The organism is Pseudoalteromonas sp. NS-SX12 (assembly GCF_057367955.1).
On record NZ_CM170635.1, the window covers coordinates 400,603 to 418,185 of the forward strand.

Below are 17,583 nucleotides of genomic sequence, written 5' to 3' on the forward strand. Positions count from 1 at the left end.
TACTAAGAAAAATTATCAAGCTAGAAGGCTTAAATAAAAATATATATGTATTAAAAATTGTTAGTTAACTTCTTATCCCAAGTTCAGGTTAAATAAAAAACTCAGTCAATTTTCTATTTTTCACACAAGCGTAACCGATTTGTAAAAAACCCTCGTTAGACTGTTTTTCAGTTTCTGGTCTAGACCATAATAATTTTACTAACTGAGAAGCCTTAACATGAAAAATATATCGCGTATTGCCGCCAGTATACTGCTGATAACAAGCCCCCACATTCTTGCCGCCGAAGCAAAACTGACAGGCGTTGTAAAAGATCAACATGCAACACTGCCAGGTGCCATGGTCAAAGTAGTTGGTACTAATAACAGTGCCGTTACCGACTTTAATGGCCGCTTTGAACTGCCTAAATTAACACCAGGTACGCATCAACTGGAAGTTAATTATATGGGTTACCAAACAAAGTTACTGAGCGTTTCTGTTAAAGATGATGAAATGAAAGTACTTGAAACCATTTTCCTCAATGCAAACAACACCAACAATGAAATTGAAGAAGTGGTTGCCATTGGTCAAATTCAACGTGGCGAAATGGCTGCAGCTAACAGCCAAAAAAATGCCAGCAATATTATCAATGTGATTTCAAGTGATGGCATTGGCAAATTACCAGACCGAAATGCAGCAGAAGCAGTACAGCGTATTCCGGGTATTTCCATTGAGCGCGACCAAGGGGAAGGCCGCTTTGTTGCTGTACGCGGTTTACCATCGCAATGGAGTTCAGCATCAATTAATGGCAATCGCTTACCAACCGCTGAAGAAGAAACCACCAGCCGCGCTACCGCATTTGATTTTTTCCCAAGTGAACTTATTGAATTTGTTGAAGTATCAAAAGCCATTTCACCGGATATGGAAGGTGATGCAATTGGCGGTAACGTTAATTTCATCACCAAAAAAGCCCCTGACGAATTTACCTTAAATACCAATATCGCGCTGGGCGCAAATGAACTTGCCGAAGGCACTAACTACTCTGCGAGTGTGCTATATGGCGACCGTATCGCCGATGACAAACTCGGTTATCTAATTAATGCCACTGCATGGAAACGTGATTGGGCGACGGATAACTTTGAACCTCGTCGCGGAAATGATGGTATTGGTATTCGTCGTTTAGAGCTTCGAGACTACACAGGCACACGCGAAACCTACGGTTTAAATGGCTCTTTAGAGTATACCTTAGATCAGGGTAAAGTCAGTGCAAGCGCAATGTACGGTACCTTAATCGACGATGAAACTCATTACAAACATCGTATGCGTTTTGACAAAGACCGCGTTGAAGTGCAACACATTCGCAATGAACTTATCACCGAAATGCGTGGCGGTGAACTTGCTGGTGAACATTATTTTGGTTTTGATAAAACACTTTCTTGGTCACTGTCGAGTTACGAAAATGAGTTCCGCTACGGCGATATGCCAAATGGCGAAGACAACAGTTACTTTGTTGTGCGTTTTGACCAAAAGAACGTTGGCTATGTTGGCCTTGAAGACCGTGGCACAGGTAAAAACTACGCCTACAACGAAGTGGACGGCGGCAGTGACCCATGGAATGCCATCAGCAACCACTTGCCAAATGGCTTTCAAATGTCACCGAGCGATACCAAGCTTGCATGGGTAGAGCTCTACAAAGTTTTCGTGAATGAAAAAGACAAAATCGTTTTCAGCAGTGATTTTGACTGGCAACTAGATAACAGCTTATTACTTAAATTCGGTGTGAAGTACCGTGATAAAGAACGCGTTGCCGAATTTGCTGATGAATTTTACGCATGGGACAGTGAGAACTACGGCGATGCGCCTACGCTTGCTGACTTTGCGTTAAGCGACCAACCAGGTCGAAATGATTACTTAAACGAACTAAGCATTGATTACGCAAGCCAGTTCTCTCAAGTGGCTTCCACGGATGCGTTAGCACAGTTTTGGACACAAAACCGCAATAAATTTAAGCTCGATGCCGGTGAATCAGCACTTATTTCAAACGGTGGCGCCCTTGGTCGTAACTTTGATGTAAACGAGCAACATGCCAGTATTTACGGTATGGCAACTTGGCAAGCTAATGAACAAATCGAAGTACTCGGTGGCCTGCGTTTAACCCAAACCGATACCGAAGTATCTGGCTTTACCTATCTTGCCGATCAAGACAAAGTGGTTGAAAGTAAAGCCGAGAATGATTATCTCTCTGTGCTGCCATCGCTCCATGTCACATATAAAATGAGTGATATGACCAATTGGCGTTTAGCACTCACGCGCACCTTTGCCCGTCCGGATTTTGGCTCATTATCGCCAGGTGCAACTTACCTAGAAGCAGATAACCAACTGTTTTCAGGTAACCCTGAACTCGACCCAACCTATTCAAACAACATTGATGTCATGTTTGAACATTACTTTGACCGACTTGGTTTAGTGTCAGCCGGTGTGTTCTATAAAGATATTGAAGATCCTATTTTCCAAAGCAGTTCCATTGGCAGTTACAACGGCCGTGAAGGTGTTAATTTAATTCGACCAGAAAATGGCGACAACGCATCGTTAGTGGGATTAGAACTTGCGTTTAATCGTGATTTTAGCTTTATCGCGCCAAGCCTTGAGAACTTTGGGGTAATGGCAAATGCGACTTTTATGGATTCTGAAATGACCATCCCAGAGCGCGATGACAAGGTGAGCATCCCTCGCCAAGCCGATGAATTATTTAACATTACCCTTTACTACGATAACACCTTCTTTGCTGCGCGTTTAGCTGTGAACCACAAAGGTGAGTACATTGAAGAGCACGGCAGCGATAAACAAAGCGACAGTTACTACGGTGACTATACCAGCGTTGATTTTACTACTTCATATCAAATTAATGACGATGCCATGGTTTACCTTGAGCTTAATAACTTAACGAACGAACCTTTAATGTATTACCAAGGTCAGCAAGGTCGCCCGCTGCAAGTTGAATATTACGGTATTCGCGGCATGCTCGGCCTTAATTATCGTTTCTAACATTCGTTAAAACGAAGTTTTAACGAATGTTTTTAACGCGAACAAGCTAACAGGGGTAAGGGTGCATCACAGTGCAAACTTAACCCCTTTGGTTACACATTAAGTTCACATAACACTATCACAATGGGTTCCCGAATAAATTGCCCTAAATTAACACTGATTTGTTGATAGTACCGAGGTTGCAAAGCACCTGCTTTGCACCCTTTTTCAAACGCAGTCGAGACGTATTATGTTGTTTAAAAATGCTAACTGGTTACAAAAGACACAAGGCCCCGCGTTCGTATTATTCGCAGCCTCCGCTGCCTTTATGACTTATTTTTGTATGTACGCATTTCGAAAGCCATTTGCCGCATCAAGCTATCTTGCATTTGAGCAAGAAAACTGGCTTGTAAGCTTTAAAGTGGCGCTGGTATTAAGCCAAGTATTTGGTTACATGCTAGCAAAATTTATCGGTGTAAAAGTGATTTCCGAAATGCAATCTAAGCAGCGAGCTAACGCCATCATTTTGATGATCTTAGGCGCAGAGCTCTCGCTGGTGTTATTTGCACTATTGCCAATTGGCCTTAACATTATTTGCCTATTTTTTAATGGTTTATCTCTTGGCATGATTTGGGGGGTCGTCTTTAGTTATTTAGAAGGTAGACGCACTACCGAAATCCTCGGTGCCATTTTAAGTATCACCTTTATTTTATCATCCGGTGTTGTAAAAACTGTTGGCCGCTATATTACCAACAACCTAGGCGTTTCTGAGTTATGGATGCCTGCCCTAACTGGCCTACTCTTTTTACCCCTATTGCTGCTCAGTGTTGTGTGTTTAAACGCCATTCCAAAACCTGATCAAAGCGATATTGCTGCAAGGCAAAAACGCACACCAATGGATGGCAAAGCACGATTTAACTTCTTTAAACAATATTGGTTTGGTATTACAGCGCTCGTTTTAAGTTTTTTACTTTTCACAGGCTTTCGAGACTTTTTAGATAATTTTCAAGCAGAACTCTGGATGGCGTTAGGTTATGGTGAAGAGCCTACCATTTTTGCTTACGCAGGCATTCGCATTTCATTTATCGTGCTGATTGCCCTTGCCATGATGGTACTGATTAAAAACAACAAAACCGCGTTTTTAGTCAATCATGGTTTTATCTTATTTGGTACATTGTTACTCGGTGCCAGTACTTATGGCTTCGAATTGGGCCTATTAGATGCCAAAGCCTGGATGGTACTACTTGGCGCAGGGCTTTATATCGCGTATATCCCCTACAACTGCTTTTTATTCGACCGCATGATTGCCGCCGTGGGTGGTGTTGCCAATGTGGGTTTTCTACTCTATTTAGCTGATTCAGCGGGGTATATCGGCTCGGTCAGTATTTTGCTGTACCGCACTTTTGCCGAGCCAGAGTTGTCATGGCTGAACTACTTTATTGCTACCAGTTACTGGATCTGTGCGGTTGCAAGCGTATTGGTCATCAGTTCCCTTTGCTACTTCAGCATTATTTTATCTAACAAATACAACTATAAACGAGCACTTAATGCTAAGTCGCTCGCACCAACTCATTAAGGACTATTTATGAAACAAGTAGAAGCACTTATTCTCGACTGGGCAGGCACCGTTGTTGACTATGGCTCAATTGCACCCACTACCATCTTTGTTGAAGCGTTTAAATCAGCCTATGATTTTGACATCACGCTCGAAGAAGCACGAATTCCAATGGGTATGGGTAAATGGGATCATATCGAATCACTTGGCAAACTCGACAGTGTTAATCGCCGTTGGTGTGAACAGTTTGGTAAGTCAATGACCACCGAGCAAGTTGACCATATTTATCAAACCTTTATGCCGCTGCAAAAAGCCAAAGTTGCGGATCGTTCAGCACCTATCGAAGGGGTGCTACCCGTGATCCAACGCTTACAAGCAAAAGGAATTAAAATCGGTAGCTGTTCAGGCTACCCGCGCGAAGTAATGACCGAACTTGAAATTGCCGCAGCTGAGCACGGCTATCGCCCAGATTACTGCGTGGCAAGTGACGAGTTAACAGCGGGCTCTCGCCCCGGTCCTTGGATGGCATTGGAAAATGTTAACAAGCTGGCAATTAATTCAGTCAATCACTGTGTAAAGGTCGATGACTCAGTTCCCGGTATTTTAGAGGGATTAAATGCAGGCATGTGGACAGTGGGTGTTGCACTCACGGGCAATGCTGTAGGCAAAAGTGAAGAAGAATGGCAAGCATTATCAGCAAGTGACCAAACTAATTTAACACGCGAAGCATATGCCCAATTATCAAGCGCAGGTGCTCATTTCGTGATTAATAGCTTAGCCGATATTGAACCGGTTCTTTTTGAGATTAATGCACGCTTAGCAAGAGGCGAACGCCCTTAATGACGTATCAACCCTTTTGGTTTGATCAAGCAATGGCTGAAGAAACAACCTCTGTTTCTTCAGCTGGTATTGATGAAAACCCTTACGACATTGCAATTATTGGTGGCGGATTTACCGGACTTTGGACAGCAATCACCATTAAACAACGCGAGCCAAACACACGTATTGTGATCCTTGAAAAAGATTTATGTGGCCAAGGGGCTTCGGGTCGAAATGGCGGTGCCATGTTAACGTGGTCAACCAAGTATTTAAGTTTGAAAAAACGCTTTGGTGAGTCACAGGCCAAGTGGCTAGTGCAACAATCTGAAAACGCCGTTCATGCAATATCCAAATTTGCCAAAGAGCATAATATTGACTGTGATTTACGTATCGATGGCTGTTATATCACTGCATCCAATACTGCGCAGCTAGATGTGCTTACACCCTGTCTTAATGCCCTAGACGCTGTTTCGCTTAATCAATGGCAAGTTGTAAATAAAGAGCAGCTGAAACACACGGGCTCACGTCAGAATCAACACGCGGTCTTTTCACCTCACGCTGGCAGCGTGCAACCGGCCAAGCTGGTTCGCGGACTACGCCGTGTTGCCATAAAAATGGGCATAGTGATAAGTGAATCTACCCGTTATGTTTCCCACAGAAAGGTAAACGCACCACAAAACCAGACTATTAGCGTTTGTTATAGCGATAAAAGCCAGTCAATAAAAAGCCTTAAAACTGAAAAATTGTTATTTGCCGTCAACGCCTGGTTACCAGAGTTAATGCCGCAATTTTCGCGAAATGTTGTGTTGGTATCATCCGATATGGTGATTACTAAGCCGATGCCTGAAAGGCTAAAAGCACTTAATCTTAACCATGGGGCAGCAGTTATCGATTCGCGTATTTTTGTGAATTATTACCGCACAACATCCGATGGCCGTTTAATGCTCGGTAAAGGCGGTAACTATTTTAGTTTTGCCAATCAGATGAGTAATAAATTCAACGCCCCCAGCCAATATCAAACTGAGTTACAACACTCACTTAATTATTTCTTTGGCGATCATGGCTTTGAAATTGAGCGCACCTGGACAGGTCCATCAGATCGCAGCGTAAGCGGCTTTCCATTTTTCCAAGAGAGCGATAAAAATGTAGTGGTTGCAGCAGGTTACTCGGGTAATGGTGTGGTGCAATCGTATTTAGGCGGGCAAATTCTCGCGTCTATGCTAATAAATACGCACGATGAATGGCGAAAGTGTGGCCTTGTAAACCAAAACCTTGAACGTTTTCCAATCGAGCCCTTTCGCACACTTGGCGCTTATGTCATTCGTAACGGCATCAGGCGAAAAGAGCGCGCGGAGGATAACAAAGAAGCACCATCTAAACTCGATAATTACTTAGCTAAGCTTTCCGGTGCTGCTGCAAAGGCCGATACAAATTAACGCGCGATTCATATGCTTGACATATTTCTTAGGCCTAATAGCATAGGCCTCGTTTTCTGCAGATTCTAAAAGCCGCTTTCTATGTTGCTATATCAAAAAATACAAAAGTATATTCAAACACATATCGCCAATGGTGAACTTGCTATTGGTGATAAACTGCCATCGGAGCGCACGCTGCAAGAACACTTTAATTCTACGCGTATTACTGTGCGTGAAGCATTAAACCGCCTCGAAGCACAAGGCTTAATTTACAGCCAAAAACGTCGCGGCTGGTTTGTGACACCCAATAAACTTAAGTGGCGACCTGCAACTAAGGTTAATTTTTATCAATTAGCGCAAGAGCAAGGCTTTACGCCAAACACCCATGTGTTGAGTATCGAGAAGCAAGAAAATGTGTCGCTTAACCAGCACTTTAGTGGGGATACGTTATATAAAATCGAACGTGTTCGCAGCCTTGATGGCCGACCAATTATGTTTGAGCAGATTAACTGCGATGCCAGCCGTTTTGATGATTTAGAATCACAACCGCTCAATGGCTCAATCACCACGATTATGACCTCTCATTATCATGTGGATATTAACAACGAAGAATGCGTTATAAGTGTTACAGTACTGCCCGATGATGTTGCCAAAAGCCTTGAAAAAAATAGCGGTGCGCCGTGTTTAAAAGTGATTCGTCAGCGTTACGAAACAAGTGGTATTTTAATCGATTACAATATTGAATACTGGTTACACGATGCCATTGAAATGATTGTAATTGGTCAATAATAGGTAAAACACTAGCATTCACTTTTTATCACTTTTACTCTAAATTTAACCGCTAACATTTTAACTCTGTTGGATTTTTACTAAACTCAAAGCATAAGTTGCTAAGCGGCAGAGTTAATGAGTATCAGTTACCAAGAAGCAGTGGGTGTTAGCACCACCATAGAGATCATCGCCTGTATCTTCGCGCTATTTATTTTGCGCTCGGTAATGAAAGACAACAAAGAAACCCCCTACCTTTTTGGTTACTTTATTAGCTCGTTACTGTTCTTTTACTTTCTTAATAAATCGACCTTAGAGATTGGCAATACAGGTTGGTACATTGAAGACTTATTGGGGAGCTTAACATCGCTCTTTTTTGGTTTAACCATTTGTAAAAAAGGCCATAGCGAATGGCTTTGTAAATTATTAATCGCAGCATTTATTGCGTTTTCAGCGTCGATATTATTTGTTGCAAACCACGTTCATTACACCATGTCTTTTTCGGCATTTTGCATTCTGCTTGCGTTTGTTAGCCTTGTTCGTACTAAAAATTTAAACCAAGCAGATAAAGGCTTAGCCATATTTATCGCTGTGTCTTTGCTGGTTATATTTTACGAATTAAATAGTATTCCTCATAACATTAGTCGAATTGAGTATTACGCATCTGATTTCTATTATCCGCTGGTTTATTTTTCATCGTTAATATTAGTATTAACGGTATTTATTTTTACCAGCCAATTAATAAACCTTACGCTGAAATACAAAACGCTCGCCACGCAAGACGCACTCACCGGTTTATATAATCGGACTTCTGTTTATGATTTAGTTAACAACCAGCTGGCGCTCGCAAAACGTAATAAACAAGCTTGCGCTGTACTTATGTTAGATATTGATCACTTTAAACAAGTAAATGATCAGCATGGGCATCAACAGGGAGATGATGCAATTAAGCTTGTGGCACAGCAAATACAACACTGCACACGTGAATACGACATTAGTTGCCGTTATGGCGGTGAAGAGTTTTTTATTTTTTTAACCAATACTGACAGTAATCTTGGCTTTCAAATTGCCGAACGCATTCGTGGTTCGGTGACGGAACACTCAAAAGATAAAGCCTACGGGCCATTAACCATCAGTGTTGGATTAACACAGTTTAATGAAACCGTGTCTTTGGATGATAATATTGCACAAGCTGATAAAGCCTTGTATCAGTCTAAACAAGCTGGACGTAACCAAACAACGATTAACTAACAAAACAAAAGGCAATAACCTTAGTTATCACCTTTAGCTTATCGACAATTTTATCTTAAGCTTCTAACCAAAATCGGCTGCGCTTTATTGCACTAAGTAATCGCGTTATATCATCAGGGTAAATTTCGCCAATATTACCAATGCGAAAACAATCAGCATCTGATACTTTACCCGGATAAATTACAAACCCTTGCTCTTTTAACGCACTGTAAAACAAAGCAAAATTGTATTTATTACTGGTTGGTGAATAGAACGAGGTGATAATCGGCGAATGCAGCTCTTTCGCTAGCAAGGTCTCAAATCCAAGTGCGTGCATACCATCAACTAAACGCTGTTGATTTTCTTTGTAACGGTTATAGCGCGCTTTAACACCGCCTTCCTCTTCTAATTCCAAAAGCGCCTGATAGAAAGCTCTTACCACATGAGTCGGCGACGTGAAACGCCACTTACCGTTATGATCTTCCATGGTTTTCCACTGCGCGTACAAATCTAAGCTAAGCGAGCGTGCAATGCCTTGGCATTGCTCAATAATTGCCTTTTTAACAATCACAAACCCAAACCCCGGTACACCTTGAATACATTTATTAGCAGAGCTTATAAGCACATCTATGTTAAGTTCAGCCATATCAAGCTCAATACCACCAAAGCTGCTCATTGCATCTAATATAAAGGTTTTTTGGTACTTTTTAGCAAGCGCGCCCATTTCAGCAACGGGGTTAAGCATACCTGTGGTTGTTTCACAGTGCACCATGGCTATGTGAGTAATATCACTGTGTGTTTGTAACTGCTCTTCAACCTCAGCCATATTTGGTAACTGGGTTTCATTTAAATTTACTACCTGCGCATTAATATTTAAGTAATTTGCAATTTCAGCGATGCGCTTACCATAAGCGCCATTATTAATGATAAGCAGTTTATCAGTGTTTTTAATTAAACTGCCAAGTGCTGACTCAACGCTTGCCGTACCACTGCCTTGCATTAATACACTGGTATAATCGTGAGTGTTACTCGCAAGTGCCGTGAGTTTTGCACGGATCGCCTCTACAACCTCAATGTTATAGTCGTCATCCCAGGTACACCAATCTTTAAGCATTGCTTGCTTTACTGTATTACTGGTTGAGAGTGGGCCCGGCGTCAATAACAAGTATTCATTCATTTCATCTTTTCCAATCTGGTATAGTCCAGATCATTTAAGCATAAAAATGACCTCGAATTATGAAACTTCAATGACAAATAACGGTTCGGGATAAACCTTAGATAGGAGTTATTCGGCTTTTAGTGGTACAAACTGCCCATTAGTCAGTGATAAAAGATCACTTGGTTGAAGTTCAATCTCCAAACCGCGACGACCGGCGCTCACATAAATAGTGGATTGTGCTTTAGCAGAGTCATCAAGCAGGGTTTTAAGACGTTTCTTTTGTCCAAGTGGGCTTACGCCGCCAAGTACATAACCGGTTGAACGCTCAACATCGAGCGGTTTGGCCATTTTGGCTTTTTTTGCTTTACTCGCCTTGGCCACAGCTTTTAGATTTAACTTTTGGTCGACAGGAATAATCGCGACAACCAGCTCGCCATTATCTAAGCTTGCTACCAGCGTTTTAAACACAGTGGCCGCAGATACGCCAAGCTTTTCACTGGCTTCTAACCCGAAAGATGCAACACTGCTGTCGTGTTCATACTGGTGTACGGAGAAATCTATCTTCGCTTTTTCTGCTGTTTTAATTGCTGGCGTCATGATTTTGCTCATAAAACTAAGATGTTATAAGCAGCTTACATAAGCCAATTCAAAAGCAAAAGCACTTTTAATGTGAAAATAGTGCGACCTTAAAAGTATTCATGTCCAACAAAAAATAGTTCAGGTCGCACTAGGGAGGGTTGATACGGGGTTATCCAGTGAATCTGGCGAATTCTTGTGGACTTAATTCGCCATTATTATCACGGTCTAAATGTGTAAATTGTTCAAGTAGTGCGTGATTGCGTTTCGCCTCGTCTACGCTGATGGTACCGCTGTTGTCAGAATCGAACAAAGCAAACTCTTCATCTGCAACGGCTTTTACGGTGGCAAATAACATTACATACATTGAGATTGCGATAACTAAGGCTTTTTTCATTTCACTTCACTACTTGATTTAATAAAAAAAGTTGGACTCACTCGGCATACTGATTGACAAGGAGTTAAGTGAGCCCAACTGTAAAACGGGATATTTAAGAAGCTTTAAACCTATGACGCTTTAAACTTCGAAAATTCCTCTTTGCTTAACTCGCCACTGTTGTCTACATCTAAGTCAGCAAATTGGTGAACTAGCGATACGTTTTGCATTGCTTCGTCTTTGCTGATAGAGCCGTTACCGTCTGTATCAAGTGTTGCGAAATCGTCCGCTGCAACTACTGAGAATGAACTTGCGATAACAAATACTGACATTACTAATTTTTTCATTTTAAATTCCTTCATCTTTACTTTGGGTTTGTTACTTAACGTTGGAAAGTAGCGCACTTCCCTTGGTACGGATTAGCCTTTAAATGCTGCAAACTCGTCTTTGCTTAGCTCGCCGTTACCATCAACATCCAGTGTTTTAAATTGCTCTGAAAGTGCTTCATTTTGTGCCGCTTCCTGCTGGCTGATTGCACCATTGCTATCGCTATCAAGTGTTGCGAAATCGTCCGCTGCAACTGCTGAGAATGAACTTGCGATAACAAATACTGACATTACTAATTTTTTCATTTGGAACTTCCTTTCATTTTAACTTTGAATATCTAAACTGATTGGAAAGTAGCGCACTTCCCTATTATTAAGTGGTAAGGCGTTTATTAGCCTTCAAATGCTGCAAATTCGTCTTTGCTGATTTGCGCATCTTCGTTTGTGTCTAACTCTTGAAACACTTCAGCTACTTTGCTGTTTGCAGCTGCTTCTACTTCAGAAATGAAGCCATCTTTATTAAGGTCAAGCTCATCAAATAATGTGTTTGCTTGTGTATTAAATGCTGCTACACCAAGTACTGCTGTTAAATATGCAATTGCTCTAATCTTCATGGGTATTTCTCCCTATATTTGGATGTCTGTTAAATTTTTGCTTAACGCAAAATACATTTGTTAAGCTAGTCTCGTTTTATGCTTTCGCATTGTCGCTAAGACTATTACAAACATAATGCCAACTTTAAAAAAAGCATATAAAACAAATAGATAGGATATTTTAGAGGTATTTCGCTCGAAAATAAGCTGTTTATTTGTTGCTAAATTGCAACAACAAAACAGCCATCATATTTTTATCTATATAAAACAACTGGTTACATTGTCGCAATTTTGCAACAACTAATTTAATTTCTACTTTTAATCGAGCAAAAGCTGTTCGGTTCAGCCTGTATTTGCAAAGGTTTTTTTTAGTGAAACAATTTTTTTCTCAGTCGTTACAAAAACAAGCGCTAGTTGCCATGTTAGTGGGTGTACTTCCGATCGTATTGCTTACACTGTGGTATGCCACCAGCATCTCGAAACACCAGCAAGAAACGCTTAGTATTTATGATGAAAATCAGGAGCTTATACTCGAATACAATTATATAAAAGCAGACGTAAATGGCATTGAAAAGGCGCTCAAAAACAACCAACTGTTAAAGAGTGAACAATTACAAATTAGTATCGAACAAAAATGGCAAACCACGCAAAATCGCATCGAATTACTAAAATTAAAACTCGCGAAAAGTGATTTTGTTGCTAAATTGCAACAAGCGACATTATTAGACCCAAAAAGCGCTGACGAATTTGCGCAACTGGTGGCGCAACTTAAACAACTTGATGCCAATTTTGATGACACACTAGATACCCGCCTAGCAAATAAAAATGAACAGTTTAAGTCGTTACAAACCGAGTTTGTTGTTGGCCTTATTGTGTTACTGCCGATATTAGTGATTATTAGTTCGTTTTTAATCTTTCGCATTTGTCGTCAACTCAATCAGGTTGAAACCGTGTTATCTGATGTAGGTAAGGGGCAGTTAGATCAGCCGATAAAATTATCAGGTAGCCATGAGCTGCAACAACTTGGTAGGCGACTTGACTGGCTTCGCTTGGCACTAAAACGCGTGCAACAACAAAAGGAAACCTTTTTACGTCATGTCACACACGAACTGAAAACACCGCTAGCCTCAATTAATGAAGGCAGCAGCTTATTAAACAGCGGTTTACTTGGCGAGGTAAGTGATAAACAAGGTAGAATTCTAACCATAATGCAACAATCGGTCGAAAAGCTTGCGCGCATGATTGATGATTTACTTAATTACAGTGCAGCCAGCCACCCTGACGGATTACAACAGGTCACCTCTTTCAACACACTTGAAGAAGAAATTAACCGTCACTTAAGTGATACTATTGCGAATAAGGACGTCGCTATATGTTGGCACATTAGCGCTACAAATAAGGTACCTCACTTACCGTGTAAATTGATCCTTACGCAACTAGTCAGCAATGCGCTAAATCATGCGACGAGCACAGTAGATATTTACATTAGACAAAATCATAATACCATTGAACTTAACGTGGCGGACGACGGACCAGGCATTAATCAAGAAGAAGCACACTTACTTTTTCAGCCTTTTTACCAAAGCGAACACAATAAAAACAAGCAAGGTTCTGGGTTAGGGCTTGCCATTGTGTCAGAATGCGTCAATCAATTAAAAGGCGATATCACATGGCAAGAAACAGACTCAGGTGCAAACATACTAATTACATTCCCAAGCCAATGAAGATATTTAAACTAATTACACATTTAAGTGCAGCACTGCTTATTGTCGCATGTACAAGTACACCACCTGTGCAAAATAACAGTGAACACACTCAGCCGACAACAAATAAAGCGGCAGAACAAACGCATCAACCGATTACCGCAGTAATAAACGCCTTGCTTGCAAATTGTACTCAAGCGCCAACACGCCCAACTCTTGAAAACGAGGCGTTACAAACATTTATTGGTGAATATTGTACAACGACCTCTACCAACAAACAGTTAAAACTGATTGAGGACATTAAAGCCAACGCGTTATGGCCAAATGATTACGTGGTTTGGTTTGATTCGTTAACTTGGCATACGGAAAACTTACGAAAACAAAAGATCACTAACTTTTATTCAGATTCAAAAGCTCAAAAACACGAGCAACAATTGCTCGAGCTGCAAAGGCAATTAATTGAACTTAAACAAAAGCTAGTCGACATTGAAAAACAACGCCTTGAAACCTCTCTTTCAGAAAACAGAACACAATAAAGGACACCTATGAAACATTTGGCTAGCGCTGCCAATTTATTACTGGTTGACGATGACACTGCGCTTGCAGAACTGCTTGCGATTCGCCTTGAAGGCAACGGATATAATGTCACTGTGGCTGAAAATGGTAATCAAGCACTTGCCCTGTTAAAGCAAACCGCCATTGATTTAGTGATCACCGATTTTAAAATGGCGAATATGGATGGCTTTGCTCTTAATCAAGAAATCAAAAAATTTTACACTGGCATGCCAGTAATTATGATGACGGCACATGGCTCTATTCCCGATGCGGTAGATGCCATGCACCAAGGGTTTGTTAGCTTTTTAACAAAACCTATCGATAGCCAACAAATGCTTGATGTGATTGAAAAAACGCTTGCCGGCAAAGTAAGCCAAAACAGCAGTGTTGAGCCAGATAACTTTCATGGCCTCATTTACCAAAGTGAAAAAATGCACCAATTAGTGCAGCAAATAAAAGCGCTGGCAAACAGTAAGGTTAATATCCTTATTCAAGGTCAAAGCGGTAGCGGTAAAGAAGTCGCAGCAAAAGCCATTCACTTAGCCAGTAATCAAGCCAACGGTCCTTTTATTGCTATTAACTGTGGTGCAATGCCAGGTCACTTACTTGAATCAGAGCTATTTGGTCATAAAAAAGGGGCATTCACAGGCGCAGTGAGCGATAAAGAAGGTTTAGTGCAAGCGGCCAACGGCGGTACCTTATTTTTAGATGAAATTGGCGATATGCCGCTTGATTTACAAGTTAAATTATTACGGGTATTACAAGAGAAAAAAGTTCGTCCGGTTGGCAGTCAAGTTGAACAAGAAGTAGATATTCGTGTGGTCTCGGCAAGCCATAAAAATATTGTGCAAGCGGTCAAAGATAATCAATTCCGTGAAGATTTGTATTATCGCTTAAATGTGGTTTCAATTACCTTACCGAGCTTAAAAGAACGCTTAGATGATATCCCCCTACTTGCCACGCGATTTTTAGCCAAACTCACCGACGATGCCAAACAATTTAATCCACAAAGTATCACGCGAATGCTAAGTTACGATTGGCCGGGTAATGTGCGTCAACTGCACAATATCGTTGAACACTGTATTGCCATTAGCGCTGGAAATATTATTACCGAAGATGTTGTCGCAAACGCATTGCCTGATTCAGACGAAACGCATAACGCCTTTGTTGGTTTAAATGAAGCCAAACGTCAGTTTGAATATGACTATATTCAAAAGGTGTTAGCACTGTCTGGTGGCAATGTGTCTGAAGCTGCAAAACTGGCACAACGAAACCGCTCCGACTTTTACAAATTAATGAAAAAACACGAAATTAATAATGAGTGATCATACAGTTACGTAATAGTGTTCCGTTACACTTGGGCGTTATCACCGTTTTTGGATTGGTTTAAGTCTGCGAGTAAAATGAGGCTTAAACCAATTATCGCAATATTCGTTGTAACTGGATTAAATGCTTCAATCAGTAACGACGGCTGTAAAATCGCAACAAACAGTAATAAACCACATAACGCTAAGATATTGAAATATAAAAGCAGTTTTGAACGATAATAAACAAAAATAAGCAGACCGAACAACACTTCCCCAACTCCTGCGGCTTTAGTAATGAAGTATGAGGCTTCTTCAGAAAACCCGATACTCGCCGTCATTAATTTTTCAAGTGGCGCAATATGCACTAGTTTTGGAAAAATTCCGTGATACAACCAACTAAAACTCACGATATAACGAGCAATTTGAACTGATGACACCGAGTTTCGTCCTTGATTTACAGCATTAATATTGACGTCATCCTAACATCAAAACACCCAGCAACGTTTTAAAGATTGCAAAAAACACCAATTTAAATCGCTTACGATGTATTACAACCATAAAAAACACCCAAACAACGACGCGCCGTTTGGGTGTTGGCCCCAAGCCTTACAGCATTTTTCGAAAAATGAGTTTAAGCGCGCCCAAGCATGCGCAATAAGGTGACATCTTTACTCAACAGGTGATGTTTAAACGCACCCAGAATATGCAACGCAATCAATCCAGTTAAACAATAGGCAATATACGAATGCGCTGCTTTAGCTAAAATGAAAATGGTTTCGCTATAGGGAACAGCAGTAGAATCGATGTAATTACTGGCAACCAATGTAAAACCAAAAATATCAATACCGTAACCGCCAAAACCTGAGTACAACATACCACTTATAGGCATCATAATAGTACCGGCTAATAGCGCCCAGTGGGCTGCTTCAATGAGCTTTTGTTGATGGTGTGACACCGCTGATGTAGGCGTTAGCAACCCTTTTTGAAGACGATACAAAGCACGCGGAAGTACGACTAGCAAAGCTAACACACCAATAGACTTATGCGTTGGGTAAAGTGCCCACACCTCCCAATACACCATGTAATAACCTACGCTGATCAGGCCCAACATAATAAACGCGCTCAACCAATGAAAGTAGCGAGTGGTACGATTAAGTGACGGTATATTCATTTTAATTACTCCAATTATGTAATGCGCCATACGTTAAAGTGCACAATAACAGGGGTAAAGTTGGCTGTGATAAATTCACTTATTTTGGGATGAACGGCACGCCTCCATTCATCCCAAAAGCCTATATTTACTGGGCTAAAAGCTGTTTCACAAGTTGCCGTTGTGATTTGCTCACAGGTACGTTTTGCGCATTAGCAAGTACTAAATTGGCATTGCCTGCTCGAATGTTTTGCATGTGTTCTGTATGCACTAAATTAACAATGTAAGAACGGTGTGTGCGAATAAAGTAATCACTTGGTAATAAAGCGATAAGCTCTTTCATTGTCATGCGCAGTAAATAGGTTTTATGTTTTGTCACTATGTCGATATAGTTGCCGGACGATTTAGCGTAATAGATATCACTAAAAGCTAACCTCAATTCAGATGTGACTAACTGGCCTGACAATGGTGCTTTTTCGTCACTTACAACAACGCTTGAATTTGCGCAGTTTTCTACGGTACTCGATTCAGAAAAGAGCTGCTTTCTCGCCCAGACCACCAGAACAATACCGCCATAGGCAAAAACGTGTTTATGCCAATTATAAAACACACTTTCTTGCCATCTAATTCCCTCAAACAAGATATCTAAACTGGTATTAACGCACAGTACAATAAGCAGCGCACTTACACCTATTGATAAGATACGTTTAAACGAAAACTGCGCCTGTAATCCCATACAAATAAGTGGCGTTATCAGTAACCAAATACCGTATTTCTGCAATGACCACGCAATAGACGAGGCAATATCAACACGTGTTTTTGCAATAAATAAACTATGAACGGTACAATTTAAACAAACCAAACTCAGCATAAATAACCATGCGAGTGTCAGTAATTGATAATCTTTAAGGGTAAGAAATTTTTTAGCGAGCACAACCATTCCTGTCTTTGCAAAACGAGTGTGTAATCATAAGAAATGGTCTTATCTGAGTAAAATGCTATTTTCGAAAGAGATATATTCGATAGCAATAGCAATGCAAGGGTTTAAAC

Annotated in this window: 18 protein-coding genes; 9 read left to right on the forward strand and 9 right to left on the reverse strand. The window is 40.9% G+C overall.

The features are described 5' to 3' along the window. The first annotated feature begins 217 nt into the window (after positions 1-217). The 6 genes from AC2IOM_RS16025 to AC2IOM_RS16050 all read left to right on the forward strand — a co-directional run bounded on the left by AC2IOM_RS16025 (position 218) and on the right by AC2IOM_RS16050 (position 8,809). Complete coding sequence (locus AC2IOM_RS16025) at positions 218-3,022, forward strand: TonB-dependent receptor (protein WP_486360400.1); 2,805 nt, start codon at positions 218-220, stop codon at positions 3,020-3,022. Between the two features lie 307 nt (positions 3,023-3,329). Then, positions 3,330-4,577 (forward strand): DUF5690 family protein, encoded by a 1,248-nt coding sequence (locus AC2IOM_RS16030; RefSeq protein ID WP_486360401.1) that lies wholly within the window; start codon positions 3,330-3,332, stop codon positions 4,575-4,577. Between the two features lie 9 nt (positions 4,578-4,586). Continuing rightward, positions 4,587-5,396: a phosphonoacetaldehyde hydrolase gene (gene phnX, locus AC2IOM_RS16035; RefSeq protein ID WP_486360402.1), complete on the forward strand. Its 810-nt coding sequence runs from the start codon at positions 4,587-4,589 to the stop codon at positions 5,394-5,396. Further along, complete coding sequence (locus AC2IOM_RS16040; RefSeq protein WP_486360403.1) at positions 5,396-6,811, forward strand: FAD-dependent oxidoreductase; 1,416 nt, start codon at positions 5,396-5,398, stop codon at positions 6,809-6,811. Before phnX ends, AC2IOM_RS16040 begins: the two co-directional genes overlap by 1 nt. An 81-nt stretch (positions 6,812-6,892) precedes the next feature. Further along, positions 6,893-7,579 carry a UTRA domain-containing protein gene (locus AC2IOM_RS16045; RefSeq protein ID WP_486360404.1) on the forward strand — a complete coding sequence of 229 codons (687 nt, stop codon included), beginning with the start codon at positions 6,893-6,895 and terminating at the stop codon, positions 7,577-7,579. 117 nt (positions 7,580-7,696) lie between these two features. Continuing rightward, positions 7,697-8,809 (forward strand): GGDEF domain-containing protein, encoded by a 1,113-nt coding sequence (locus AC2IOM_RS16050; RefSeq protein WP_486360405.1) that lies wholly within the window; start codon positions 7,697-7,699, stop codon positions 8,807-8,809. 55 nt (positions 8,810-8,864) lie between these two features. Here the strand turns inward: AC2IOM_RS16050 and phnW are convergent, their stop codons facing one another. From phnW to AC2IOM_RS16080, 6 genes are all read right to left on the reverse strand, one after another. Next, on the reverse strand, positions 8,865-9,965 hold the full coding sequence (gene phnW, locus AC2IOM_RS16055; RefSeq protein ID WP_486360406.1) for a 2-aminoethylphosphonate--pyruvate transaminase: 1,101 nt from the start codon (positions 9,963-9,965) through the stop codon (positions 8,865-8,867). 108 nt (positions 9,966-10,073) lie between these two features. Then, positions 10,074-10,544 carry a Cys-tRNA(Pro) deacylase gene (ybaK, locus tag AC2IOM_RS16060; protein ID WP_486360407.1) on the reverse strand — a complete coding sequence of 157 codons (471 nt, stop codon included), beginning with the start codon at positions 10,542-10,544 and terminating at the stop codon, positions 10,074-10,076. A gap of 151 nt (positions 10,545-10,695) precedes the next feature. Next, the gene (locus AC2IOM_RS16065) at positions 10,696-10,920 is read right to left on the reverse strand and encodes an EF-hand domain-containing protein (protein ID WP_010558932.1); all 225 of its coding nucleotides are present in this window, start codon (positions 10,918-10,920) and stop codon (positions 10,696-10,698) included. A gap of 110 nt (positions 10,921-11,030) precedes the next feature. Further along, on the reverse strand, positions 11,031-11,246 hold the full coding sequence (locus tag AC2IOM_RS16070; protein WP_010558931.1) for an EF-hand domain-containing protein: 216 nt from the start codon (positions 11,244-11,246) through the stop codon (positions 11,031-11,033). 72 nt (positions 11,247-11,318) lie between these two features. Beyond that, positions 11,319-11,531 carry an EF-hand domain-containing protein gene (locus AC2IOM_RS16075; RefSeq protein ID WP_010558930.1) on the reverse strand — a complete coding sequence of 71 codons (213 nt, stop codon included), beginning with the start codon at positions 11,529-11,531 and terminating at the stop codon, positions 11,319-11,321. Positions 11,532-11,617: 86 nt separating this feature from the next. Beyond that, positions 11,618-11,839: an EF-hand domain-containing protein gene (locus AC2IOM_RS16080; protein WP_010558929.1), complete on the reverse strand. Its 222-nt coding sequence runs from the start codon at positions 11,837-11,839 to the stop codon at positions 11,618-11,620. Between the two features lie 350 nt (positions 11,840-12,189). Here AC2IOM_RS16080 and AC2IOM_RS16085 point away from each other — a divergent pair, with 350 nt between their 5' ends. From AC2IOM_RS16085 to AC2IOM_RS16095, 3 genes are read left to right on the forward strand one after another with little or no spacing between them, the layout of a single operon-like run. Further along, on the forward strand, positions 12,190-13,542 hold the full coding sequence (locus AC2IOM_RS16085; RefSeq protein WP_486360408.1) for a sensor histidine kinase: 1,353 nt from the start codon (positions 12,190-12,192) through the stop codon (positions 13,540-13,542). Continuing rightward, positions 13,539-14,057: a hypothetical protein gene (locus tag AC2IOM_RS16090; RefSeq protein WP_486360409.1), complete on the forward strand. Its 519-nt coding sequence runs from the start codon at positions 13,539-13,541 to the stop codon at positions 14,055-14,057. Before AC2IOM_RS16085 ends, AC2IOM_RS16090 begins: the two co-directional genes overlap by 4 nt. Positions 14,058-14,066: 9 nt before the next feature. Then, entirely contained in the window at positions 14,067-15,401 is a 1,335-nt protein-coding gene (locus AC2IOM_RS16095) for a sigma-54-dependent transcriptional regulator (RefSeq protein WP_010558926.1), read from the forward strand. Between the two features lie 26 nt (positions 15,402-15,427). Here AC2IOM_RS16095 and AC2IOM_RS16100 read toward each other — a convergent pair whose 3' ends face one another. The 3 genes from AC2IOM_RS16100 to AC2IOM_RS16110 all read right to left on the reverse strand — a co-directional run bounded on the left by AC2IOM_RS16100 (position 15,428) and on the right by AC2IOM_RS16110 (position 17,467). Further along, complete coding sequence (locus AC2IOM_RS16100; RefSeq protein ID WP_486360410.1) at positions 15,428-15,820, reverse strand: DoxX-like family protein; 393 nt, start codon at positions 15,818-15,820, stop codon at positions 15,428-15,430. 194 nt (positions 15,821-16,014) lie between these two features. Next, a complete protein-coding gene (locus AC2IOM_RS16105) occupies positions 16,015-16,554 on the reverse strand; it encodes a cytochrome b (protein ID WP_486360411.1) in 540 nt (179 codons plus the stop codon). Between the two features lie 127 nt (positions 16,555-16,681). After that, entirely contained in the window at positions 16,682-17,467 is a 786-nt protein-coding gene (locus AC2IOM_RS16110) for a LytR/AlgR family response regulator transcription factor (RefSeq protein ID WP_486360412.1), read from the reverse strand. Positions 17,468-17,583: the final 116 nt, after the last annotated feature.